This is a genomic window from Pseudomonas sp. LBUM1678 (genome assembly GCF_059695575.1).
In genome coordinates, this window is record NZ_CP166775.1 from 5,505,782 (window position 1) to 5,527,305 (window position 21,524).

Sequence of the window (21,524 nt, forward strand, 5' to 3'; positions counted from 1 at the left end):
GACTTATTGACCCAACTTCAGGCGAGCAGTCTCGCCACTGGTGAACGGAGCGACATCGACCGCCTGCCCGTTGTAGCTGACCTGCGCGCCACGGGCGAAGCCCAGACGTACGGAAAACGGCGGTTTGCCGCTGACGGAAACATTTTCGCCTTTACGCTTGAGGCCACTCAACAGCACCTTGCCGGTGCCATCGGTTACTTGCGTCCAGCAATCGGCGGTGAACTGCAATTGGACCTGGCCTTGGCCGGCCACCGGAGCAGTTGCCGCTGGAACGGGGATGGTTGGAGTGACCGATGCGCTGGCAGGCGGGGTCGACACAACAGGAGCCGTCGGGGCTGGCGGGACCGGTGTCGCGACAACCGGAGCGGTGCTGTGCGTCGGTGCAACAGGGGCTGGCGAAACAGGTGCCGGTGCAGTCGGAGCCGCAGGTGCGGTAGCTTCAGCCGGTGCCTCAGCCGAAGTCTCGGCTTGCGGCAACGCAAGCGCGGTTGTGCCTTCAGCCTGACCTTCCGCGACAGCCTGGTCTTCCGGCTCGTCCAGCGGATGGATCTGGGTGGTGCCATCGGCGCCTTCGACTTCGACGTGCTCCGGACTCGGAGTGATCAAGTCTTTGGTACGCAGGGAAGTTTGATCCTGCCACCAGATAAAACCACCGCCAATCACGGCTATCAGCAACAGCAGGCTGACAATGCGCAAAATAGTGTGGGAAACCCGAACCGGTTCTTCGATACGACCCAGGCTGTGGACGCTGCTGCCCTGGGAGTCGGTGCCGGTGGATTGGTCGAACTGCTGGACCAGCACGGTCTGGTCCATGCCCAGCAACTTGGCGTACGCGCGAATATAACCGCGAGCAAAGGTGTGCCCCGGCAGCTTGTCGAACGCGCCGGCTTCCAGATTGCTCAAGGAATTAACGGTGAGGTTGAGCTTGAGGGCCACTTCGGCCAGCGACCAGCCATTGCTTTCGCGGGCCTGGCGCAAAGTTTCACCGGGATTAACGCGATTCGCTGCTACAACTTCGGGATGCGCCGCTTTCATCATTGCTCCGACAGGTATTGCTGATATTCCGGCGTACCGGGATAGAGTCGTTTTAGTTGCAGGCCAAAACTGGCGGCCTTGTCGCGATCTTCAAACACTTTTGCCAGCCGAACGCCGAGCAATAGACTACGTGCATTTTGCTCGGTGAGCAGGCTAAAACGGTCGTAATAGTCACGCGCGGGCACATAATGCCTGTCTTCGAACGACAACTCAGCCATTTCCAGCAATGCTCGCGGTTGTTGGCGGTTCAAACGCAGGGCTTTTTCCAGTTGCTGCTGCGCCAGATCACGCTGGCCCAGCTTCGAAGCGGTCATGCCCAGGTTCTCGAACACCCGCGAACGCTCAGGATACAGGGTATCGGCGGCGGCCTGTTCAAAGCGCTCGTACGCCTCTTTGTAGCGTTTTTCTTCGAAGAGAAAGCTGCCGTAGTTATTCAGGATTCGTGCATCGTTGGGACGGGAAGACAGCGCCTTGCGAAAGTGCTGGTCGGCCAGTTCAGGTTCCATCTCGGCCTGAAACACCAGTCCGAGCGCCGCATTGGCATCCGGATCCGAGTCATCCAGATCCAGGGCTTTCTTCAACGGCACTTTGGCCCGCTCGGTCATGCCTTGCTGCAAGTATCCCAAGCCCAATTGCACGTAGGCCGTACGCGCTTCATCGCGCCCTTTGCTGGTCTTCATCGGGTTGAAATCGCCCGACAGGACGCAACCAGCACACAGGCTGGCCAATAGCAAAAGCAGCGCGAAGCGCAGGGACATAGAGATCCTCTCTTGATTTATTTCGCGGCGTTTTGCGCCATATCGTTCTCGGCGCTCAATTCGCGCACGGCGATATAACGTTCGCTGCGACGGGTGCGATCCAGCACCTGCCCTACCAATTGGCCACACGCGGCATCGATGTCTTCACCGCGGGTGGTGCGTACGGTGACATTGAAGCCTGCATGGTGAAGCTGATCCTGGAAACGGCGAATCGCGTTGTTGCTCGGGCGCTCGTAACCGGAATGCGGGAACGGGTTGAACGGAATCAGGTTGATCTTGCACGGGATGTTCTTGAGCAACTCGATCATCTCGACGGCATGTTCAACCTTGTCGTTGATGTCCTTGAGCAAGGTGTACTCGATGGTCAGCACGCGCTTTTCGCCCAGGGACGACATGTAGCGCTGGCACGACTCGAGCAGCATCTTAAGCGGATATTTCTTGTTGATCGGCACCAATTGGTTACGCAATGCGTCGTTTGGTGCGTGCAGGGACAACGCCAGGGAGACGTCGATGTGCTTGGACAGCTCATCGATCATCGGCACCACGCCCGAAGTGGACAGGGTCACGCGGCGCTTGGAGATCCCGTAGCCCAAGTCATCCATCATCAGATGCATGGCGGCCACGACGTTGTCGAAGTTGAGCAGCGGCTCACCCATGCCCATCATCACCACGTTAGTGATGGCACGGTCGGCGGTCGCCGGGATGCTGCCGAACGATTTATTGGCAATCCACACCTGGCCGATGACTTCGGCGGCGGTGAGGTTGCTGTTGAAACCTTGCTTGCCGGTGGAGCAGAAACTGCAATCCAGGGCACAGCCTGCCTGGGACGAAACGCACAGAGTGCCGCGTTTGCCCTGGGGAATGTATACGGTCTCGACGCAGCTGCCGGACGCCACGCGCACCACCCATTTACGGGTGCCGTCGGTGGAGATGTCCTCGCTGACCACTTCAGGACCGCGAACTTCGGCAATGACCTTGAGCTTGTCGCGCAAGGCCTTGCTGACGTTCGTCATGGCGTCGAAATCATCGACGCCAAGGTGGTGAATCCATTTCATTACCTGACCGGCACGGAAACGCTTCTCCCCGATTGAGTCGAAGAATTTTTCCATTTCCAGCTGAGTCAGACCCAGCAGGTTAGTTTTAACAGTCGATGTAGTCATGGATTCACCTTCACTCATAAGCCAATGCTTAGCGAGTGGTTACTTCAGTAGCTGCGAAGAAGTACGAGATTTCGCGAGCAGCAGCGGCTTCGGAGTCCGAACCGTGTACAGCGTTGGCGTCGATGGAATCAGCGAAGTCAGCACGGATGGTGCCGGCAGCAGCTTCTTTAGGGTTGGTAGCGCCCATCAGCTCACGGTTCAGAGCGATAGCGTTTTCGCCTTCCAGAACCTGAACGACAACCGGACCGGAGATCATGAAAGCAACCAGGTCGCCGAAGAAACCACGAGCGCTGTGTTCAGCGTAGAAGCCTTCAGCTTCAGCTTTGGACAGTTGCTTCAGTTTCGAAGCTACAACGCGCAGGCCTGCTTTTTCGAAACGAGTGGTGATCTCGCCGATGACGTTTTTTGCAACAGCGTCAGGCTTGATGATGGAGAAAGTACGTTGAACAGCCATGGTGTAACTCCAGAAACGGTAATTTGCGAAAAATTAAACCCGCGAATTATACGCGGGTTCTTTGGTATTGCCTAACTGCGTACGGCGCAGACTCAGTCTGCTTCTTCGATCCAGGCGGCCTGAATGGCTTCAAGCACCTTCTCGCCACCGCGGGTCGGATCATCACTGAACTCCGGCAATGCCAACACCCATTTGTGCAGATCGACGAAGTTCACGTAGCGCGGGTCCGTATCCGGCTTGGATTCAGCCAGCTGGATCGCGATTTCCAGTACATCAACCCATTTCAGACTCATGACGCTTCCTTGAATCAGTGCGGCGCTTCGGCCGCATGGTTGAGCGAGTATTTCGGAATTTCGACGGTCAGGTCTTCAGTCCCGACTTTTGCCTGACAGGCCAGGCGTGACTGGGCTTCCAGCCCCCAAGCCTTATCAAGATAGTCTTCTTCCAGCTCATCAGCCTCCTCCAGCGAGTCAAAGCCCTCACGGATCAGGCAATGGCAGGTGGTGCAGGCGCAGACGCCGCCACAGGCACTTTCCATCTCGATGTGGTGCTCATGCGCCAGTTCGAGGATGGACGTACCGGTCTCAGCCTCCACGACCATGCCGTCCGGGCAAAACTTTTCGTGTGGCAGAAAAATGACCTGCGGCATCGTTATTCCTCAATCTCATTCAGGTTGCGCCCCGCCAGCGCGGCTTTCACCGTCGAATCCAGGCGGCGGGCAGCAAAAGCGTCGGTCACTTGCGACAGACGCTTGGTCTGCTGCTCGATGGCGTAACCATCAGTACCTTTCATCAGTTCGGTCAGTTCCTGCATCTGCAGCTCGATCACCATGCGTTCTTCGGCGTCGAGCAAGCGCTCACCGTCGACATCAAGGGCGGCCTGGACCGCTTCGATCAGGCGCTGGGCATCGACCTGCTGCTCACGCAGTACACGGGCGACTTTGTCGTCGTTGGCGTGCTGGAACGAGTCCTTGAGCATCTTGGCGATTTCGCCGTCGGTCAGACCGTAGGACGGCTTGACCTGAATGCTGGCCTCGACACCCGAACCCAGTTCGCGGGCGGAAACACTGAGCAGACCGTCGGCATCGACCTGGAACGTCACGCGGATTTTCGCGGCACCGGCGACCATTGCCGGAATGCCACGCAATTCGAAGCGCGCCAGGGAACGGCAGTCGCTGATCAGCTCACGCTCGCCCTGCAACACATGGATCGCCATGGCCGACTGGCCGTCTTTGTAAGTGGTGAAGTCCTGGGCGCGGGCGACAGGGATGGTGGTGTTGCGCGGAATCACCTTCTCCATCAGGCCGCCCATGGTTTCCAGCCCCAGGGACAACGGAATAACGTCGAGCAAGAGCAATTCGCCGCCATCACGCTTGTTGCCAGCCAATGTATCGGCCTGGATCGCAGCACCAATGGCCACCACTTGATCCGGATCGATTTCCGTCAGCGGCTGGCGACCGAAAGCTTCAGCGACGGCTTCACGAACGCGAGGTACGCGCGTCGAGCCGCCGACCATGACCACGGCGTGCACTTCTTCCAGCTCGATACCGGAATCACGCACCGCACGGCGGCAGGCTTTCAGGCTGCGGGCGACCATTGGCTCGATCAGCGCATTAAAGGCTTCGCGAGTCAGCTCGGCTTTCCAGTCACCATAAGCAACTTCAACGGACGAGACATTGGTCAGGGCTTCTTTGGCGGCGCAAGCGGTTTGCAGCAGATGGCGCTGAGCGCCCGGATCGAGGTCAGCCGACAAACCGGCGTTCTCGATGATCCAGCCAGCGATGGCATGGTCGAAGTCATCGCCACCCAGGGCGCTGTCGCCGCCGGTGGCCAGCACTTCGAACACACCGCCGGTCAGGCGCAGGATCGAAATATCGAACGTACCGCCGCCCAGGTCGTAAATCGCGACCAGGCCTTCGGCGTGTTGATCCAGACCGTAAGCCACAGCAGCGGCGGTCGGTTCATTGAGCAAACGCAGCACATTCAGACCGGCCAGCTGGGCCGCATCCTTGGTGGCTTGACGCTGAGCATCGTCGAAATAGGCCGGAACGGTGATCACCGCGCCTACCAGTTCGCCGCCCAATGCCTCTTCAGCGCGCTGACGCAACACTTTGAGGATATCGGCAGAGACTTCGACCGGGCTTTTCGGACCCTGAATGGTGTCGATGAACGGCATGTGCGACTCGCCGCCGACAAAGCGGTACGGCAGTTGGTCGCCCAATTGCTTGACGTCGGACAGACCACGACCCATTAAGCGCTTGACTGACAGCACGGTGTTCAAAGGATCGGTCGCGGCCGCCAGCTTGGCCGACTCGCCGACTTCGACGCGATCGGCGTGGTAGCGCACGGCGGACGGCAGAATGACCTGCCCGTCAGCGTCGGCCAGAGGCTCGGAAAGACCACTGCGCAACGCAGCGACCAGCGAATTGGTAGTGCCCAAGTCGATCCCCACAGCCAGACGACGCTGGTGCGGTTGAGGACTTTGGCCGGGTTCGGCGATCTGCAGTAGGGCCATCGTTATCAGGACTTATCTGTATATCAGGCGTGCGACCGGAGCGGCACTGGGTTAATCGTCGAGGCGCTCTTCTAACTGGCGCACTTCGTAGGTGAGCTTGTCGAGGAACTGCATGCGCCGCATCAGGCGTTCGGCCTGTTCACGTTGCGCCGCATCATCCCAACAGGCTGCGAAGCTTTCGTTCAGTTCATCCTGAGCCGTCTTCAGGCGACGCTTGAACACTGCAACACCCGCCAGGTCGGCGCTGTCTTGCAGGTCTTCGAGCTCTTCACGCAGCTCCATCTGCTGCAGAAGAAACGCCGGATCATGCACCGTGACCTCCAGCGGCAACTCGCGGCCACCCATAGCGAGCAGGTATCGCGCGCGCTTTGGGGGACTTTTGAGCGTCTGGTAGGCCTCGTTGAGGCTCGCGGATTGCTCTAGCGCCAGCCGTTGCTCACGCTCGGAAGCGTCTGCAAAGCGGTCCGGATGAACACCTCGCGCCAACTCACGATAGCGCGTGGCCAACTGATCGAGATCCAGACGGAAGCTCGGCTGCAGTTCAAATAAAGCGTAATGACAAGGAGTACCCACGAGCAGCCTCAGATGTTGAAGCTTTCGCCGCAGCCACATTCACCGCGTACGTTGGGGTTGTTGAACTTGAAGCCTTCGTTCAACCCTTCCTTGACGAAATCGAGTTCGGTGCCGTCCAGGTAGGACAGGCTTTTCGGGTCGATGATCACTTTCTCGCCGTGACTTTCGAACACCTGATCCTCTGCAACCACCTCGTCGACAAACTCCAGCACGTAGGCAAGGCCGGAACAGCCCGTGGTGCGAACACCCAGACGAATCCCCTCACCTTTGCCGCGCCCGTCAAGGGAGCGTCGCACGTGTCGAGCAGCCGCTTCTGTCATGCTGATAGCCATCGTTGACTCCTTACTCGTCGCTTAATGCTTAGATCAAGCCTTTCTTCTGCTTGTAGTCGCGAACGGCCGCTTTGATAGCGTCTTCAGCGAGCACGGAGCAGTGAATTTTTACTGGCGGCAGGGCCAGTTCTTCGGCCAGTTGAGTGTTTTTGATGGTCTCTGCTTCATCCAGAGTCTTGCCTTTCATCCACTCGGTCGCCAGGGAGCTGGAGGCGATCGCCGAACCGCAACCGTAGGTCTTGAACTTGGCGTCTTCGATGATGCCTTGCTCGTTGACCTTGATCTGCAGGCGCATCACGTCGCCGCACGCCGGAGCGCCGACCATGCCGGTGCCGACATCAGGGTCTTCCGCGTCCATCTTGCCGACGTTACGCGGGTTTTCGTAGTGGTCGATGACCTTTTCGCTGTAAGCCATGGTTCTTAATCCTCACTCATCAGAGAGTCGCTCTTGAGCCCTGCGAACCGAAATCCTGCAGGGCCGGTTTGCGGCGACTTGAAATCAGTGTGCCGCCCACTCGATTTTCGAAATGTCGACACCGTCTTTGTACATGTCCCACAGCGGCGACAAGGTGCGCAGCTTGGTAACGGCCTCGCAGACTTTCTGCGCGGCGTAGTCGATTTCTTCTTCGGTGGTGAAACGGCCGAAGGTGAAGCGGATCGAGCTGTGTGCCAGTTCGTCGTTGCGGCCCAGGGCGCGCAGAACGTACGAAGGCTCAAGCGACGCCGAGGTGCAGGCCGAACCGGACGAAACCGCCAGATCCTTGAGCGCCATGATCAGCGACTCGCCTTCAACGTAGTTGAAGCTCAGGTTCAGGTTGTGCGGTACGCGGGCGGTCATGCTGCCGTTGATGTACAGCTCTTCCAGGTCTTCGACCTGTTTGAAGAAACGGTCGCTCAGGGCTTTGATGCGGATGTTCTCGGCCGCCATGTCTTCCTTGGCTACGCGGAACGCTTCGCCCATGCCGACGATCTGGTGGGTCGCCAGGGTGCCGGAACGCATGCCACGTTCGTGACCGCCGCCGTGCATGGTCGCTTCGATGCGAACACGCGGCTTGCGGCTGACGTACAGTGCGCCGATGCCTTTAGGGCCGTAGGTTTTGTGGGCGGAGAACGACATCAGGTCGACTTTCAGCTTCGACAGGTCGATCTCGACCTTGCCGGTGGACTGAGCAGCGTCAACGTGGAACAGAATGCCCTTGGAGCGGGTCAGTTCGCCGATGGCTTCGATGTCGTTGATGGTGCCGATTTCGTTGTTCACGTGCATGACCGAGACCAGGATGGTGTCGTCGCGCAGGGCGGCTTCGATCATCGCTGGTGTAACCAGGCCATCGGTCTGAGGCTCGAGGTAGGTCACTTCGAAACCTTCACGCTCCAGTTGGCGCATGGTGTCGAGGACAGCCTTGTGCTCAATCTTGGTGGTGATCAGGTGTTTGCCTTTTGTGCCGTAGAAATGCGCCGCACCCTTGATTGCCAGGTTGTCGGACTCGGTGGCACCGGAGGTCCAGACGATTTCACGCGGGTCAGCGCTGACCAGGTCAGCGACCTGACGACGAGCGTTTTCGACGGACTCTTCAGCTTTCCAGCCAAACACGTGGGAACGGGACGCCGGGTTACCGAAGTTTCCGTCGACCAGCAGGCATTCACTCATCTTTTGCGCAACACGCGGATCAACCGGGGTGGTCGCAGAGTAATCAAGGTAAATCGGCAATTTCATGGACTATCTCCTAAATCAGGCTGGCTGGCGTGCCGCTAGCTCTTTGGCTGTCATTCGACGGCGGACGCTTCAATCTTGTCCAGGCGTGGCGTCTTGCTGTTGCAACGACGCTGGTCCTGACGCTGGGCTACTTCTTGTACCTCACGGCGAGTGACAAGATCAGCCAAGCTGATACCGCTCAGAAATTCGTGAATCTGCAGGCTCAGATCGCACCACAAGTGGTGAGTCAGGCAAGTGTCGCCTTGATGGCAATCACCCTGGCCCTGGCACTTGGTGGCATCGACCGATTCGTTTACCGCATCGATCACCTGGGCGACCTGGATGCCCTGCATGTCGCGGGACAGCTGGTAGCCACCGCCCGGGCCACGAACGCTGGAGACCAGATTGCTGCGGCGCAATTTGGCGAAAAGCTGTTCGAGGTAGGACAGGGAGATGCCTTGGCGCTCGGAGATATCGGCCAGGGACACCGGCCCGTGCTGCGCGTGCAACGCCAGGTCGAGCATGGCGGTTACGGCGTATCGGCCTTTTGTAGTCAGTCGCATGGACAATTACCACGGAGTTCGGAATGGGGCGAGTATGCAATTCCCGAGTGTTTAAGTCAACTATAAGACCTAGTACTTTAGTCAGGATTACCCGCAAAATAGCGGCCGCATCATAGCAAAGGCTGAGCGTGAACAGCCAGCAGTACCGCGTTATCGTTCTTCGCGAGCAAGCCTCGCTCCTACAGGGGTTGCGCTGATCCTGTAGGAGCGAGGCTTGCCCGCGAAGGGACCGACTCGGTCTAGCTGGCCTGACTCTGATCCTTGTCCTTCACACAGGCAAAGTCTTCTTCACGCAGCTCGGGCAGATCTTTCGCACAGTAATTACTGCCCAGATCCTTCAACGCCCCGCACATCCCCTCCAGACGACCATCGACCGCCTGCAAGTGATCCAGCAATTGGCCAATCGCACGCGCTACCGGGTCAGGCATGTCTTCGCCAACACCGTAGGCATCGAAGCCGATCTTCTCGGCCATGGCCTTGCGCTTGGCGTCCTGCTCGTCATCGGATTTGACGATGATCCGCCCCGGAATCCCCACCACTGTCGCCCCAGCAGGCACAGCCTTGGTGACGACAGCATTGGAACCGACCTTGGCACCAGCGCCCACCGTGAAAGGACCGAGCACCTTAGCGCCCGCCCCCACCACCACGCCATCTTCCAGCGTCGGATGGCGCTTGCCCTTGTTCCAGCTGGTGCCGCCAAGGGTCACACCCTGATAAAGGGTGACATCGTTGCCGATCTCGGCGGTCTCACCGATGACGATGCCCATGCCATGGTCAATAAAGAAGCGCCGACCGACCTTGGCGCCCGGATGGATTTCGATCCCGGTCAACCAGCGACCGAAGTTCGACACCACCCGCGCCAGCCATTTCCAGCCCATGCCCCACAGGGCCGACGACAGACGATGGATCCAGATGGCGTGCATGCCCGGGTAGCAGGTCAGGACTTCAAAGGCGTTGCGCGCAGCCGGGTCACGATGGAAAACACTCTGGATATCTTCACGCAAACGCTCGAACATTTTTAATCCTTCCGCTTTAGAAGCTCGCCACGGGCCGCTTTCTGGGTTTCCGTGAGGATGCCACGCAATATATTCATTTCCGCCCGGCTGACCGAGCTGCGACCGTACAACCGGCGCAGGCGCGCCATCAAGTGCCGTGGCTTTTCCGGATCGAGGAATTCGATGGCCACCAGGGTTTGTTCCAGGTGTTCATAGAATCGCTCCAGCTCATCCATGGTCGCCAGCTCACCACTTTTGGTGGACGCCACTTCATCCTTCTCGACCTTGCTCGGCTGGCCTTGGGCCGCGAGCCAGGACATCCGCACTTCATAGCTCAACACCTGCACCGCTGCCCCAAGGTTCAGCGAACTGAACTCAGGGTCTGATGGGATGTGCACGTGATAATGACATCGCTGCAGCTCTTCATTGGTCAGGCCGGAATCTTCACGACCAAAGACCAAGGCAATCTCGGCACCCGACGCAGCTTCCTCGACCACTTTCACACCGCACTCGCGAGGATCGAGCAATGGCCAGGGAATGCGCCGGTCACGGGCACTGGTGCCGAGCACCAGATTGCAGCCGACCAAGGCATCTTCCAAGGTGGCGACGACTTGCGCGTTTTCAAGGATGTCCCCGGCGCCGGAGGCACGAGCATCGGCCTCGTGGTGCGGGAACAGCCGCGGTTCGACCAGCACCAGCCGCGACAGGCCCATGTTCTTCATGGCACGCGCAGCCCCGCCGATGTTGCCGGGATGGCTGGTATTGACCAGGACGACACGAATGTTATGCAGCAAGGGAGGCGCTCTCGAACACGTTAATGGGGAGCAGAATCTTACAGCTCAACCTACCGTTAAGCTACGAAAGCGAACACCAACCTTCACCTGTAGAAAAGTTCTGATAGAATGCCCGGCTTTCTTTAACAACCTTAGGTGACACATCCATGCAGCCCATGCTGAATATCGCGCTGCGCGCCGCCCGCAGCGCCAGTGAATTGATCTTCCGCTCCATCGAGCGCCTGGATACCATCAAGGTCGACGAAAAAGACGCCAAGGATTATGTATCCGAGGTTGATCGCGCTGCCGAACAGAAAATCATCGACGCGCTGCGCAAGGCCTACCCGAATCACTCGATCAGGGGTGAAGAAACCGGCATGCACGCCGGCACCGGGATCGAAGGCGAAGAATACCTGTGGATCATCGATCCGCTGGACGGCACCACCAACTTCCTGCGCGGCATCCCTCACTTCGCTGTCAGCATCGCCTGCAAATACCGCGGTCGCCTGGAACACGCTGTTGTTCTGGACCCGGTTCGCCAGGAAGAATTCACCGCCAGCCGTGGTCGCGGCGCTCAACTGAACGGTCGTCGCCTGCGCGTCAGCGGCCGCACCAGCCTGGACGGCGCCCTGCTGGGTACCGGCTTCCCGTTCCGTGACGACCAGATGGACAACCTCGATAACTACCTGGGCATGTTCCGCGCCCTGGTGGGCCAGACCGCCGGCATCCGCCGCGCAGGTTCGGCGAGCCTGGACCTGGCCTACGTGGCTGCCGGCCGTTTCGACGCTTTCTGGGAATCGGGCCTGTCCGAGTGGGACATGGCTGCAGGCGCCCTGCTGATCCAGGAAGCCGGCGGCTTGGTGAGCGACTTCACCGGCGGTCACGACTTCCTTGAGAAAGGCCACATCGTTGCCGGTAACACCAAGTGCTTCAAAGCAGTATTGACGGCCATCCAGCCGCACCTGCCAGCCTCGCTGAAACGCTAAGCGACCGGCCACAAAAAAGCACCCTTCGGGGTGCTTTTTTTATGCCTGGGATTTACCCCTGCCACACCACAGACCCAATGTAGGAGTGAGCCTGCTCGCGATTGCGATGTATCAGTCACAACCTATTTCGAATGATAGATTGCTATCGCGAGCAGGCTCACTCCTACAGGGTTTTGCTGTGTCGCTTAAATCGCGGGCACAAAAAAAGCACCCCACAGGGTGCTTCTTTTTAAATCAGAGCGACTTAATGAGCCTGCTCGTTCTGCGACAGAACCAGCTTGCCTTCCTTGTCGACCGGAATCTGGTTGCCCGGATCACGATCCATCCGCACCTTGCCTTCCTTGCCATCCAGCGAATAACGAACGTCGTACCCTACGACCTTGTCGCTGATGTCATTCACCGTGTTACAGCGAGTTTGCGTCGTGGTGTAGGTGTCACGCTCCTGCATGCCCTCCTGAACCTTGTTGCCGGCATATCCGCCGCCAACCGCGCCTGCAACCGTGGCAATTTTCTTGCCGGTGCCGCCGCCGATCTGGTTACCCAGCAGACCGCCTGCCAACGCACCCACCACCGTACCGGCGATCTGGTGTTGATCTTTCACCGGCGCCTGCCGGGTCACCGCTACATCCTTGCACACTTCACGTGGCGTCTTGATTTGTGTCTTGACCGGTTCAACGGCTAGCACTTGCGCATACTCAGGGCCGCTTTTAACCAGGCTGTAGGTGGCAACAGCACCCCCGGCAGTTACACCGACAGCACCCAATACCGCACCAACCAGCAACGACTTGTTCACATGAACCTCCTGACCATCACCCGCGGAACATGTCCGCGCTTCTCCCAGCCTTGGAGCATAAAAAAAGGCGCGAGTTCAACTCGCGCCTTTTTCGGCTGACAGCTGGAGAAGCGATGGCCGCTATGGGCGGTCGTCGACTTCCTTATCGGTAGCCACTGTAGGAATCAGATCCTCGGTGCTCAGGTTCAGCCAGATCAGCACCACGTTCGCGATGTAGATCGACGAGTAGGTACCCGCCAACACACCGATAAACAGCGCGATGGAGAAGCCGAACAGGTTGTCGCCACCGAAGAACAACAGGGCCGCGATCGCCAGCAAGGTGGAGATCGACGTCGCCATGGTCCGCAGCAGGGTTTGCGTGGTCGAGATGTTGATGTTCTCGATCAGACTGGCCTTGCGCAGCACACGGAAGTTCTCACGAACCCGGTCGAATACCACAATGGTGTCGTTGAGCGAGTAACCAATGATCGCCAGTACCGCCGCCAGCACCGTCAGGTCGAAGGTGATCTGGAAGAACGACAGGATACCGATGGTCACGATCACGTCGTGGATCAGCGAAACAATGGCACCGACCGCGAACTTCCACTGAAAGCGGAAAGCCAGGTAGATCAGGATACCGCCCAGCGCCATCAGCATGCCGAGGCCGCCCTGGTCGCGCAGCTCTTCACCCACCTGCGGGCCGACGAACTCGACGCGCTTGACCGTCGCCGGGTTGTCGCCGCCGACCTTCAGCAGCGCTTCTGCCACTTGATGACCCAGCTGTGGATCTTCACCTGGCATACGCACCAGCAAATCGGTAGTTGCACCGAAGCTCTGCACGATTGCCTCGTGATAACCCGAAGTGGACAGTTGCTCACGCACCTTGGTGACATCGGCCGGACGCTCGTAGGTCAGCTCGATGAGCGTACCGCCGGTGAAGTCCAGGCCCCAGTTCATGCCCTTGGTGGCGACACTGAACAATGCCAGCGCAGTAAGGAACAATGTGACGCCGAACGCAACGTTGCGAACGCCCATGAAGTTGATTGTACGTAACATGGCAGCCCCTTAAATCCACAACTTCTTGAAGTCACGACCGCCGAAGATCAGGTTGACCATCGCGCGGGTCACCATGATGGCCGTGAACATCGAGGTAAAGATCCCGAGGGACATGGTCACTGCGAAACCTTTGACCGGGCCGGTGCCCATCGCAAAGAGAATCCCGCCGACCAGCAACGTGGTCAGGTTGGCGTCGAGAATCGCAGTAAATGCCCGGCCGAAGCCTTCGTTGATTGCCCGTTGTACAGTCATGCCCGCCGCGATCTCTTCACGAATCCGCGAGAAGATCAGAACGTTGGCGTCGACCGCCATACCCATGGTCAATACGATACCGGCGATACCCGGCAGGGTCAGCGTTGCACCCAGCAGCGACATCAAGGCCAGCAGCAACACCATGTTCACTGCCAGAGCGACAGTGGCGATGATGCCGAAGAAGCGGTAGATGGCGATGATGAACAGCGAGACAAACAGCATGCCCCACAGCGATGCATCGACACCTTTGATGATGTTGTCGGCACCCAGGCTCGGGCCAATGGTGCGCTCTTCAGCGAAGTACATCGGTGCAGCCAGACCACCGGCACGCAACAGCAGCGCCAGTTCGGACGACTCGCCCTGACCGTTCAGGCCAGTGATGCGGAATTGAGCACCCAGCGGCGACTGGATGGTCGCCAGACTGATGATCTTCTTCTCTTCTTTAAACGTTTGAACCGCTACGTCTTTCTCGACACCGTTCACCATTTGCTTGGTGTACGTGGTGACAGGACGCTGCTCGATGAAGATCACCGCCATGCTGCGACCGACGTTGCTGCGCGTCGCACGACTCATCAGCTCGCCACCGTGACCATCCAGACGGATGTTCACTTCTGGCGTGCCGTGCTCGCCGAAACCAGCCTTGGCGTCAGTTACCTGGTCACCGGTGATGATCAGGCCACGCTCGATCTGTGCCGGCGGACGGTTGCCTTCACGGAACTCGAAGCTTTCGGAAGTGGCTTTCGAAGCGCCAGGCTCAGCGGCCAGACGGAACTCAAGGTTGGCCGTCTTGCCGAGGATACGCTTGGCTTCTGCGGTGTCCTGCACGCCCGGCAGCTCAACCACGATGCGGTTGGCGCCCTGACGCTGAACGATCGGTTCGGCAACACCCAGTTCGTTGACGCGGTTACGTACCGTGGTCAAGTTCTGCTTGATGGAGTATTCGCGGATTTCCGCCAGCTTGGCTGGGGTCATCGCCAGACGCAGCACCGCCTGACCATTGAGGTCGGCCGGAACAATGTCGAAATCGTTGAAGTTCTTGCGGATCAGTGCGCGGGCCTGTTCGCGGGAATCTTCATCACTGAAACCCAGCTGAATGGCGCCGTCGAGTTGCGGCAGGCTGCGATAGCGCAGTTTCTCTTTACGCAACAGGCTTTTTACATCGCCTTCGTACACTTTCAAGCGTGCGTCGAGGGCTTTGTCCATGTCCACTTCGAGCAGGAAGTGCACACCACCGGACAAGTCCAGACCCAGCTTCATCGGGTGCGCGGCTAGGTTGCGCAGCCATTGCGGGGTGGTTTGTGCCAGGTTCAGCGCGACGACGTAGTCATCACCCAATGCCTTGCGCACGACGTCTTTGGCCGGCAGCTGGTCTTCAGCCTTGGTCAGACGAATCAGACCGCCCTTGCCATTCGCAGCCAGAGTGGCCGCCTTGACGTTGATCCCGGATTCCTTGAGCGCAACGCTCACACGATCCAGATCAGCCTGATTGACTTGCAGTGCAGTGCTTGCACCGCTGACCTGAATGGCCGGGTCATCAGGATATAAATTGGGAGCGGAATAAATCAGACCGACCGCCAGCACCGCCAGGATCAGAATGTATTTCCACAGAGGGTATTTGTTCAGCATCACGCCGCCCGCTTATGACGCGGGGCGCCTTGCGCGCCCCGTCGATTGAGTAGAAGTTGAAACTTAGATCGCTTTCAGCGTGCCTTTTGGCAGCGTGGCGGCAATGGCGCCTTTCTGGAATTTCATTTCGACGGTGTCGGAGACTTCCAGCACCACGAAATCGTCAGCCACTTTAGTGATCTTGCCGGCGATACCACCGGTGGTCACAACTTCGTCACCTTTTTGCAGGCTGCCCAGCAGGGTTTTCTGCTCTTTGGCGCGCTTGGCCTGTGGACGCCAGATCATCAGGTAGAAGATGACCAGGAAACCGACCAGGAAAATCCACTCAAAACCGCCACCCATTGGGCCGGCAGCAGCCGGTGCAGCAGCGTCAGCCATGGCATTAGAGATAAAAAAGCTCATTTAGCACTCCAGTTGCAAATGTTGAATCTTGGGGTCAGAAAACTCAGTCCAAAGGCGGAACGGGAAGCCCGCGTTTGGCGTAGAAGGCATCGACAAAGGCGGCCAATGTACCCTGTTGAATAGCCTCGCGCAAACCAGCCATAAGCACTTGATAATGACGCAAGTTATGGATGGTATTGAGCATGCTCCCCAGCATTTCGCCGCACTTGTCCAGGTGATGCAGATAAGCGCGGGAGAAGTTCTGGCAGGTATAGCAATCGCAGGTCGGATCGAGCGGCGAATCATCATGGCGATGGAACGCGTTTCGGATCTTCAGCACGCCAGTATCAATGAACAGATGCCCATTGCGGGCATTACGGGTTGGCATCACGCAATCGAACATGTCCACACCGCGGCGCACACCCTCAACCAGATCTTCCGGTTTGCCAACGCCCATAAGGTAACGAGGTTTGTCAGCCGGCATCTGGCCCGGCAGGTAATCCAGCACCTTGATCATCTCGTGCTTGGGCTCGCCCACCGACAGGCCGCCAATGGCCAGGCCATCGAAGCCGATCTTGTCGAGGCCTTCCAACGAACGCATGCGCAAATCCTGGTGCATGCCGCCCTGCACGATACCGAACAGCGCCGCCGTGTTGTCGCCATGGGCTTCTTTCGAACGCTTGGCCCAACGCAACGACAGCTCCATGGAAATCCGCGCGACGTCTTCATCAGCCGGGTACGGCGTGCATTCGTCGAAAATCATCACGATGTCGGAGCCCAGGTCACGCTGGACCTGCATCGACTCTTCCGGACCCATGAAGACTTTGGCGCCATCGACCGGAGAGGCGAAGGTCACGCCCTCCTCCTTGATCTTGCGCATCGCGCCCAGGCTGAACACCTGAAAACCGCCGGAGTCGGTCAGAATCGGGCCTTTCCACTGCATGAAATCGTGCAGGTCGCCGTGCTTCTTGATCACTTCGGTGCCAGGGCGCAGCCACAAGTGGAAGGTGTTGCCCAGAATGATTTCCGCGCCAGTGGCGGTGATATCCCGCGGCAGCATGCCCTTGACGGTGCCGTACGTGCCCACAGGCATGAAGGCCGGGGTCTCGACGGTACCGCGCGGGAAGGTCAAACGACCGCGACGAGCCTTGCCGTCAGTAGCAAGCAACTCAAACGACATACGACTTTGGCGACTCATTCTTTGTCCTCAGGGCCACGTGGTGCGGGATTACGGGTGATAAACATCGCATCACCGTAGCTGAAAAAGCGGTATTGATGCTCGACGGCGGCTTTATAAGCGGCCATGGCTTCGGGATAACCGGCGAACGCCGAAACCAGCATCAACAGCGTGGATTCAGGCAAATGAAAGTTGGTGACCAAGGCATCGATCACATGAAACGGCCGGCCCGGGTAGATAAAGATGTCAGTGTCGCCACTGAACGGCTTGAGCACGCCATCGCGCGCGGCGCTTTCGAGGGAACGCACGCTGGTGGTCCCCACGGCAATCACCCGACCACCGCGAGCGCGGCAAGCCGCGACGGCATCGACCACATCCTGGCCGACTTCCAGCCATTCGCTGTGCATGTGGTGATCTTCGATCTTCTCGACCCGCACCGGCTGGAACGTACCCGCGCCGACGTGCAAGGTCACGAACGCCGTCTCGACTCCCTTGGCCGCAATCGCTTCCATCAGCGGCTGATCGAAATGCAACCCCGCCGTCGGCGCCGCCACCGCGCCCAGGCGCTCGGCGTACACCGTCTGATAACGCTCGCGGTCCGAGCCTTCATCCGGGCGGTCTATATAAGGAGGCAACGGCATGTGCCCGACGCGGTCGAGCAGCGGCAACACCTCTTCGGCAAACCCCAACTCGAACAACGCATCGTGACGCGCCAGCATTTCTGCCTCGCCACCGCCGTCGATCAGGATCTTCGAACCCGGCTTCGGCGACTTGCTGGACCGCACATGGGCCAGCACGCGATGACTGTCGAGCACCCGCTCCACCAGAATCTCCAGCTTGCCGCCGGAAGCTTTCTGGCCAAACAGCCGCGCCGGAATCACCCGGGTATTGTTGAACACCATCAAATCGCCCGGGCGCAAATGCTCGAGCAAATCAGTGAATTGACGGTGCGCCAGGGCGCCGCTGACCCCATCCAGGGTCAACAGGCGACTGTTGCGACGCTCGGCCAAAGGGTGGCGAGCAATCAGCGAATCAGGGAGTTCGAAAGTAAAGTCAGCAACGCGCATGATGGGGTTCGTCTAGCAGGGGCCGGAAGTCTAGCCGAAATAGTGAAAATTCTCTATGTACCTGATTGACCGACGGTAATCTCATCTCTATACTTCGCCGCCATTGAGCCCTGATGGCGGAATTGGTAGACGCGGCGGATTCAAAATCCGTTTTCGCAAGAAGTGGGAGTTCGAGTCTCCCTCGGGGCACCATGTACATATATCCAGCGGTCCCTACCAGACCCTGGAAAGCAGATAAACCGGCACTTACGCCGGTTTTTTTGTGCCTGCGATTCCCGTGTACTCCCTTGCAAGCCCAACGTTATGTGAGTAGATTCGTGAGTAGATGAGTTTGGTCTAGAAATCTACTCACACATCGACGGGTACTCACTCCCGCCAGCGCTAGCGCTGAGGGGATTGCCGTGGCACTCACCGATACAGCCGCTCGAACAGCGAAACCGCGCGAAAAGCTTTACCGCATGGCAGATGCGGCGGGGCTGTGCCTCGAAGTAACGCCTAGCGGTTCAAAGCTATGGCGATTCCGATATCGCTTCGGCGGCAAAGCTAAAATGATGGGACTGGGCGCTTATCCCACCATCACCCTCGCCAAGGCCAGGGAGCGCCGCGAAGATGCCCGTCGCCTACTGGCCAACGACATAGATCCCACCGCCCACAAGCAAGCTGAAAAAACCGCCCAATCCGCCCTCGCTCACACTTTCGAGGAGTTAGCACGCGAGTGGTACGCCTACAACTCACCACGCTGGGCCACCTCCACAGCAGCCAAGGCGCTGCAATATATGGAGGCTGACATTCTCCCCGTTATCGGCCAGCGCCCGGTGCAAGAAGTCACACGACCCGAACTGGTCGCCTTGGTGCGCAAGGTCGAGAAGCGCGGTGCGCTCAACGTCGCCGGAAAAATTCGTCAGTGGTTAAGTCAGATTTTTCGCTACGGTCTCGCCAAGGGGTCAGTTGAATCGAACCCTGCCACCGACTTGGATGTGGTCGCCGCAATCGCGCCACGAACCAAAAATCACCCACACGTCCCACTATCAGAAATCCCCATTCTTCTGGGCAAGCTCGATGCGGCCAAATGCGATGTCATGACCCGCATCGCGGTGCGCTTGCTTTTATTGACGGGCGTACGCCCCGGAGAACTGCGCCACGCACCTTGGAGCGAGATCGACTTGGAGTCAGCCACTTGGACGATACCGGCTGCCCGAATGAAGGCCCGTCGACCGCATGTCGTCCCTCTCCCCCACCAGGCGGTGGCCAGTCTGCTGGAGCTCAAGGAGATCACCGGGAGTTACCCCATCGCATTCCCGGGACGGAACAACCGGGAACGCCCTCAATCCGAAAACACCGTTAACAAGGCACTGCACCAGATTGGCTATGAAGGTCGGCAGACCGGCCACGGATTTCGCCATCTGCTCAGTACCGAGTTAAACAGCCGCGGTTATAACCGGGACTGGATCGAGCGCCAGTTGGCCCACGGCGACCAGGATGAGATTCGCGATACATACAACCACGCCCACTACCTCGAGCAGCGCCGGCAAATGATGCAAGCCTGGGCTGATTCGATAGAAGCTCTTTGGGCTGGCGTAAACGTGGTGAGCATCAAGCGCAAGGCATGACAGCTTTGGCTGGCCTCGCCTATGTGGTGAAGAGCGGACTTCCCATCCGCCTGGTTGGCCGATCCATTCAGAGAAGGGAATGACCAGGAACATTTAGCAATGGCCAAATTTTTAAGGTTTGATGAACTGCCGAAGTTCCTCGATCTCAATCACTACTCGGCAGCCCGCGAGCTTACCCCCCCGGAATGGTACAGAGTGCTCACCCAAAGATTCTATCTGCTCACCCTTTTGGAAACTGGTCGAGAAGTTGAAGAGCGGCATCCAGACCTCGCCAGGGCATACAGTGCAGCATTTGCTCGTGATATCCAAAACATGAGGGGCATCGCTGTCGAAAAGACTGACATTCCAAATTACTTTGGTCCCCGTAGCTATGCGCAATTTCTTGAGAATGCAACCTGCAGCGTCAGACCGCTGACACTGGCAGATTTTTATTCGCACGCGATTAACACGCCCGGCTATCTTGCGGAGCTAGAAGAATGGTTGACTGACCCGATTGGCAAATTCGTCATTGGTACTGATATGGACGTCATGGGTCCGCTATTACTCAACGGTCCTTCAGGGACGAGTGATGGACATATAGGCATCTATGCTGATCTGAACCAGCCCGACAAGGTATTGAAACAAGATTTTGCGACACAGCTTCAACAGCTTCGGGCAGCAACCAATCACTACCCCAGAAAATCAACCTGTAGCCCTAAATTCGAGAGTTGGGCACGCTACGGTCTTTTGCCTTATTTGGATTTGAAGATCTGGGAAATGGAAACAGGCGCCAAAATCTCGCAGGATGTAATGGCCCTCGCAATTACCCCGCACCGCGAAGGGAACAGCTTTCGGACAACAATCGTAACTGCCGAAAAATTAAGGAAAAATCGCTGTCAAGACGTTCTGCAGCTGGCCATCGCGGAACAGGCAGAAAAAAGCGCCCCCCACCGGGATCGTTGATCGCGCACTGACTTTCTGTAACTTTTTACCCACCGAAACTCGCCGCGAAAAAATTCGGTTTTGCGTATTTAATCGTAGCCATGCCTAGCCAACCTCAGGAGGTGCTCGGAATGGCTACTCATGAACCCCGCCGCTTTATCCGCATCAAAGAAGTGCTGTCGATCACCTCATTGAGCCAGTCAGAGCTTTATCGCCGAATCAAGACCGGCACCTTCCCACCCCAAGTAAAACTGGCGCCCGGCCATTCGGTTTGGGTCCAGTCCGAGGTTGATTCGTGGGTGGCTGAGCGCATTACCGAATCTCGTACCGAGGTGGCGTTATGAGCAATCAATCGAACTCTCGCATCCTTGTGCTTCACACCTGCCCCTGCCACAGGCAGTGCACAACCGAAAGCGCAATCCGACTGGCGACAAAGGGCAAAGCAAGTCCACCCACACTCATCACTCGAGAATGGGTTTCGCACCTGCAGGCGAGCTCAGCCTCTGGCAATCCCACCCCCTCAGAGCCGTCACTCCAGCCCCCGGAAAGGACATTCGCATCACCCTCGAGTCGAGGACTGTTAACGATGTTATTCCCCTACTACCAAATCCCGCCCTTCAATGCGGATGAAGCCGACGTAAATCGCGGGAAGGCGATTCGTGCTCTGCGCGGCAACGCATCTGTATTCGTCCGCCTCGCACGCTATAACAGCCATATGGCAACGGCCCGGATCCTGGAAGTGAAATCAGCATCCGGTAAAAACTTCGAATTACCGGAATACCCTCCTCTCTCATCCAGTCAGGACCTTGGAGGGCCAATCTGATGC

Annotated in this window: 25 protein-coding genes and 1 tRNA gene; 6 read left to right on the forward strand and 20 right to left on the reverse strand. The window is 58.2% G+C overall.

From position 1 onward, the window contains the following. Positions 1 to 3: 3 nt before the first annotated feature. From ACA070_RS24945 to trmJ, 14 genes are all read right to left on the reverse strand, one after another. Complete coding sequence (locus ACA070_RS24945; protein ID WP_497448739.1) at positions 4 to 1,035, reverse strand: RodZ domain-containing protein; 1,032 nt, start codon at positions 1,033 to 1,035, stop codon at positions 4 to 6. Continuing rightward, positions 1,035 to 1,793 carry a type IV pilus biogenesis/stability protein PilW gene (gene pilW / locus ACA070_RS24950; protein ID WP_403100083.1) on the reverse strand — a complete coding sequence of 253 codons (759 nt, stop codon included), beginning with the start codon at positions 1,791 to 1,793 and terminating at the stop codon, positions 1,035 to 1,037. The genes ACA070_RS24945 and pilW overlap by 1 nt, the downstream gene beginning before the upstream one ends. Positions 1,794 to 1,810: 17 nt before the next feature. Continuing rightward, on the reverse strand, positions 1,811 to 2,953 hold the full coding sequence (gene rlmN, locus ACA070_RS24955) for a dual-specificity RNA methyltransferase RlmN (RefSeq protein ID WP_054045377.1): 1,143 nt from the start codon (positions 2,951 to 2,953) through the stop codon (positions 1,811 to 1,813). A 28-nt stretch (positions 2,954 to 2,981) separates the two neighbouring features. After that, a complete protein-coding gene (ndk, locus tag ACA070_RS24960) occupies positions 2,982 to 3,407 on the reverse strand; it encodes a nucleoside-diphosphate kinase (RefSeq protein WP_007916882.1) in 426 nt (141 codons plus the stop codon). Positions 3,408 to 3,499: 92 nt separating this feature from the next. Next, entirely contained in the window at positions 3,500 to 3,700 is a 201-nt protein-coding gene (gene iscX / locus ACA070_RS24965; protein WP_282375258.1) for a Fe-S cluster assembly protein IscX, read from the reverse strand. 14 nt (positions 3,701 to 3,714) lie between these two features. Further along, entirely contained in the window at positions 3,715 to 4,056 is a 342-nt protein-coding gene (gene fdx / locus ACA070_RS24970) for an ISC system 2Fe-2S type ferredoxin (protein WP_131059381.1), read from the reverse strand. Positions 4,057 to 4,058: 2 nt separating this feature from the next. Then, entirely contained in the window at positions 4,059 to 5,921 is a 1,863-nt protein-coding gene (gene hscA, locus ACA070_RS24975; protein WP_497448740.1) for a Fe-S protein assembly chaperone HscA, read from the reverse strand. 51 nt (positions 5,922 to 5,972) lie between these two features. Next, entirely contained in the window at positions 5,973 to 6,494 is a 522-nt protein-coding gene (gene hscB / locus ACA070_RS24980; RefSeq protein ID WP_497448741.1) for a co-chaperone HscB, read from the reverse strand. Between the two features lie 8 nt (positions 6,495 to 6,502). Beyond that, positions 6,503 to 6,826 (reverse strand): iron-sulfur cluster assembly protein IscA, encoded by a 324-nt coding sequence (gene iscA, locus ACA070_RS24985; RefSeq protein WP_028620147.1) that lies wholly within the window; start codon positions 6,824 to 6,826, stop codon positions 6,503 to 6,505. 28 nt (positions 6,827 to 6,854) lie between these two features. Then, positions 6,855 to 7,241: a Fe-S cluster assembly scaffold IscU gene (iscU, locus tag ACA070_RS24990; RefSeq protein ID WP_003443374.1), complete on the reverse strand. Its 387-nt coding sequence runs from the start codon at positions 7,239 to 7,241 to the stop codon at positions 6,855 to 6,857. An 84-nt stretch (positions 7,242 to 7,325) separates the two neighbouring features. Next, the gene (locus ACA070_RS24995; RefSeq protein ID WP_497448742.1) at positions 7,326 to 8,540 is read right to left on the reverse strand and encodes an IscS subfamily cysteine desulfurase; all 1,215 of its coding nucleotides are present in this window, start codon (positions 8,538 to 8,540) and stop codon (positions 7,326 to 7,328) included. Between the two features lie 50 nt (positions 8,541 to 8,590). Then, positions 8,591 to 9,082 carry a Fe-S cluster assembly transcriptional regulator IscR gene (gene iscR, locus ACA070_RS25000; protein ID WP_008042436.1) on the reverse strand — a complete coding sequence of 164 codons (492 nt, stop codon included), beginning with the start codon at positions 9,080 to 9,082 and terminating at the stop codon, positions 8,591 to 8,593. 239 nt (positions 9,083 to 9,321) lie between these two features. Continuing rightward, positions 9,322 to 10,098 carry a serine O-acetyltransferase gene (cysE, locus tag ACA070_RS25005; RefSeq protein ID WP_497448743.1) on the reverse strand — a complete coding sequence of 259 codons (777 nt, stop codon included), beginning with the start codon at positions 10,096 to 10,098 and terminating at the stop codon, positions 9,322 to 9,324. 2 nt (positions 10,099 to 10,100) lie between these two features. Then, positions 10,101 to 10,871: a tRNA (cytosine(32)/uridine(32)-2'-O)-methyltransferase TrmJ gene (trmJ, locus tag ACA070_RS25010; RefSeq protein ID WP_010457884.1), complete on the reverse strand. Its 771-nt coding sequence runs from the start codon at positions 10,869 to 10,871 to the stop codon at positions 10,101 to 10,103. A 146-nt stretch (positions 10,872 to 11,017) separates the two neighbouring features. Between trmJ and suhB the strand changes: the two genes are divergently transcribed. Then, positions 11,018 to 11,836 carry a type III secretion system regulator SuhB gene (suhB, locus tag ACA070_RS25015; protein ID WP_137218382.1) on the forward strand — a complete coding sequence of 273 codons (819 nt, stop codon included), beginning with the start codon at positions 11,018 to 11,020 and terminating at the stop codon, positions 11,834 to 11,836. Positions 11,837 to 12,080: 244 nt separating this feature from the next. Here the strand turns inward: suhB and ACA070_RS25020 are convergent, their stop codons facing one another. From ACA070_RS25020 to queA, 6 genes are all read right to left on the reverse strand, one after another. After that, on the reverse strand, positions 12,081 to 12,629 hold the full coding sequence (locus ACA070_RS25020) for a glycine zipper 2TM domain-containing protein (protein ID WP_010457893.1): 549 nt from the start codon (positions 12,627 to 12,629) through the stop codon (positions 12,081 to 12,083). Positions 12,630 to 12,749: 120 nt separating this feature from the next. Continuing rightward, positions 12,750 to 13,664 (reverse strand): protein translocase subunit SecF, encoded by a 915-nt coding sequence (gene secF / locus ACA070_RS25025; RefSeq protein ID WP_497448744.1) that lies wholly within the window; start codon positions 13,662 to 13,664, stop codon positions 12,750 to 12,752. Positions 13,665 to 13,673: 9 nt separating this feature from the next. Next, complete coding sequence (gene secD / locus ACA070_RS25030) at positions 13,674 to 15,542, reverse strand: protein translocase subunit SecD (RefSeq protein WP_497448745.1); 1,869 nt, start codon at positions 15,540 to 15,542, stop codon at positions 13,674 to 13,676. A gap of 63 nt (positions 15,543 to 15,605) precedes the next feature. After that, on the reverse strand, positions 15,606 to 15,944 hold the full coding sequence (gene yajC, locus ACA070_RS25035; protein ID WP_131059389.1) for a preprotein translocase subunit YajC: 339 nt from the start codon (positions 15,942 to 15,944) through the stop codon (positions 15,606 to 15,608). A 43-nt stretch (positions 15,945 to 15,987) separates the two neighbouring features. Then, on the reverse strand, positions 15,988 to 17,103 hold the full coding sequence (gene tgt / locus ACA070_RS25040; protein WP_162130724.1) for a tRNA guanosine(34) transglycosylase Tgt: 1,116 nt from the start codon (positions 17,101 to 17,103) through the stop codon (positions 15,988 to 15,990). A 14-nt stretch (positions 17,104 to 17,117) separates the two neighbouring features. Further along, positions 17,118 to 18,167, reverse strand: coding sequence for a tRNA preQ1(34) S-adenosylmethionine ribosyltransferase-isomerase QueA (queA, locus tag ACA070_RS25045; protein ID WP_497448746.1), 1,050 nt, complete (start codon positions 18,165 to 18,167; stop codon positions 17,118 to 17,120). Between the two features lie 107 nt (positions 18,168 to 18,274). Between queA and ACA070_RS25050 the strand changes: the two genes are divergently transcribed. From ACA070_RS25050 to ACA070_RS25070, 5 genes are all read left to right on the forward strand, one after another. After that, positions 18,275 to 18,359 (forward strand) — tRNA-Leu (locus ACA070_RS25050). A 209-nt stretch (positions 18,360 to 18,568) separates the two neighbouring features. Next, entirely contained in the window at positions 18,569 to 19,777 is a 1,209-nt protein-coding gene (locus ACA070_RS25055) for a tyrosine-type recombinase/integrase (protein ID WP_497448747.1), read from the forward strand. Positions 19,778 to 19,876: 99 nt separating this feature from the next. After that, positions 19,877 to 20,719 carry a DUF6387 family protein gene (locus ACA070_RS25060; protein ID WP_497448748.1) on the forward strand — a complete coding sequence of 281 codons (843 nt, stop codon included), beginning with the start codon at positions 19,877 to 19,879 and terminating at the stop codon, positions 20,717 to 20,719. Positions 20,720 to 20,829: 110 nt separating this feature from the next. Beyond that, positions 20,830 to 21,042 carry a helix-turn-helix transcriptional regulator gene (locus tag ACA070_RS25065; RefSeq protein WP_497448749.1) on the forward strand — a complete coding sequence of 71 codons (213 nt, stop codon included), beginning with the start codon at positions 20,830 to 20,832 and terminating at the stop codon, positions 21,040 to 21,042. A gap of 242 nt (positions 21,043 to 21,284) precedes the next feature. Then, positions 21,285 to 21,521, forward strand: a complete 237-nt coding sequence (locus ACA070_RS25070) for a hypothetical protein (protein ID WP_497448750.1) — start codon at positions 21,285 to 21,287, stop codon at positions 21,519 to 21,521. Positions 21,522 to 21,524: the final 3 nt, after the last annotated feature.

Bases quoted from the DNA above. Each gene is read 5' to 3' on its own strand.
- ACA070_RS24945 (WP_497448739.1), bottom strand. From the start codon at position 1,035: ATGAAAGCGGCGCATCCCGAAGTTGTAGCAGCGAATCGCGTTAATCCC.
- pilW (WP_403100083.1), bottom strand. From the start codon at position 1,793: ATGTCCCTGCGCTTCGCGCTGCTTTTGCTATTGGCCAGCCTGTGTGCT.
- rlmN (WP_054045377.1), bottom strand. From the start codon at position 2,953: ATGACTACATCGACTGTTAAAACTAACCTGCTGGGTCTGACTCAGCTG.
- ndk (WP_007916882.1), bottom strand. From the start codon at position 3,407: ATGGCTGTTCAACGTACTTTCTCCATCATCAAGCCTGACGCTGTTGCA.
- iscX (WP_282375258.1), bottom strand. From the start codon at position 3,700: ATGAGTCTGAAATGGGTTGATGTACTGGAAATCGCGATCCAGCTGGCT.
- fdx (WP_131059381.1), bottom strand. From the start codon at position 4,056: ATGCCGCAGGTCATTTTTCTGCCACACGAAAAGTTTTGCCCGGACGGC.
- hscA (WP_497448740.1), bottom strand. From the start codon at position 5,921: ATGGCCCTACTGCAGATCGCCGAACCCGGCCAAAGTCCTCAACCGCAC.
- iscA (WP_028620147.1), bottom strand. From the start codon at position 6,826: ATGGCTATCAGCATGACAGAAGCGGCTGCTCGACACGTGCGACGCTCC.
- iscU (WP_003443374.1), bottom strand. From the start codon at position 7,241: ATGGCTTACAGCGAAAAGGTCATCGACCACTACGAAAACCCGCGTAAC.
- ACA070_RS24995 (WP_497448742.1), bottom strand. From the start codon at position 8,540: ATGAAATTGCCGATTTACCTTGATTACTCTGCGACCACCCCGGTTGAT.
- iscR (WP_008042436.1), bottom strand. From the start codon at position 9,082: ATGCGACTGACTACAAAAGGCCGATACGCCGTAACCGCCATGCTCGAC.
- cysE (WP_497448743.1), bottom strand. From the start codon at position 10,098: ATGTTCGAGCGTTTGCGTGAAGATATCCAGAGTGTTTTCCATCGTGAC.
- suhB (WP_137218382.1), top strand. From the start codon at position 11,018: ATGCAGCCCATGCTGAATATCGCGCTGCGCGCCGCCCGCAGCGCCAGT.
- secF (WP_497448744.1), bottom strand. From the start codon at position 13,664: ATGTTACGTACAATCAACTTCATGGGCGTTCGCAACGTTGCGTTCGGC.
- secD (WP_497448745.1), bottom strand. From the start codon at position 15,542: ATGCTGAACAAATACCCTCTGTGGAAATACATTCTGATCCTGGCGGTG.
- yajC (WP_131059389.1), bottom strand. From the start codon at position 15,944: ATGAGCTTTTTTATCTCTAATGCCATGGCTGACGCTGCTGCACCGGCT.
- tgt (WP_162130724.1), bottom strand. From the start codon at position 17,103: ATGTCGTTTGAGTTGCTTGCTACTGACGGCAAGGCTCGTCGCGGTCGT.
- queA (WP_497448746.1), bottom strand. From the start codon at position 18,167: ATGCGCGTTGCTGACTTTACTTTCGAACTCCCTGATTCGCTGATTGCT.
- ACA070_RS25060 (WP_497448748.1), top strand. From the start codon at position 19,877: ATGGCCAAATTTTTAAGGTTTGATGAACTGCCGAAGTTCCTCGATCTC.
- ACA070_RS25065 (WP_497448749.1), top strand. From the start codon at position 20,830: ATGGCTACTCATGAACCCCGCCGCTTTATCCGCATCAAAGAAGTGCTG.
- ACA070_RS25070 (WP_497448750.1), top strand. From the start codon at position 21,285: ATGTTATTCCCCTACTACCAAATCCCGCCCTTCAATGCGGATGAAGCC.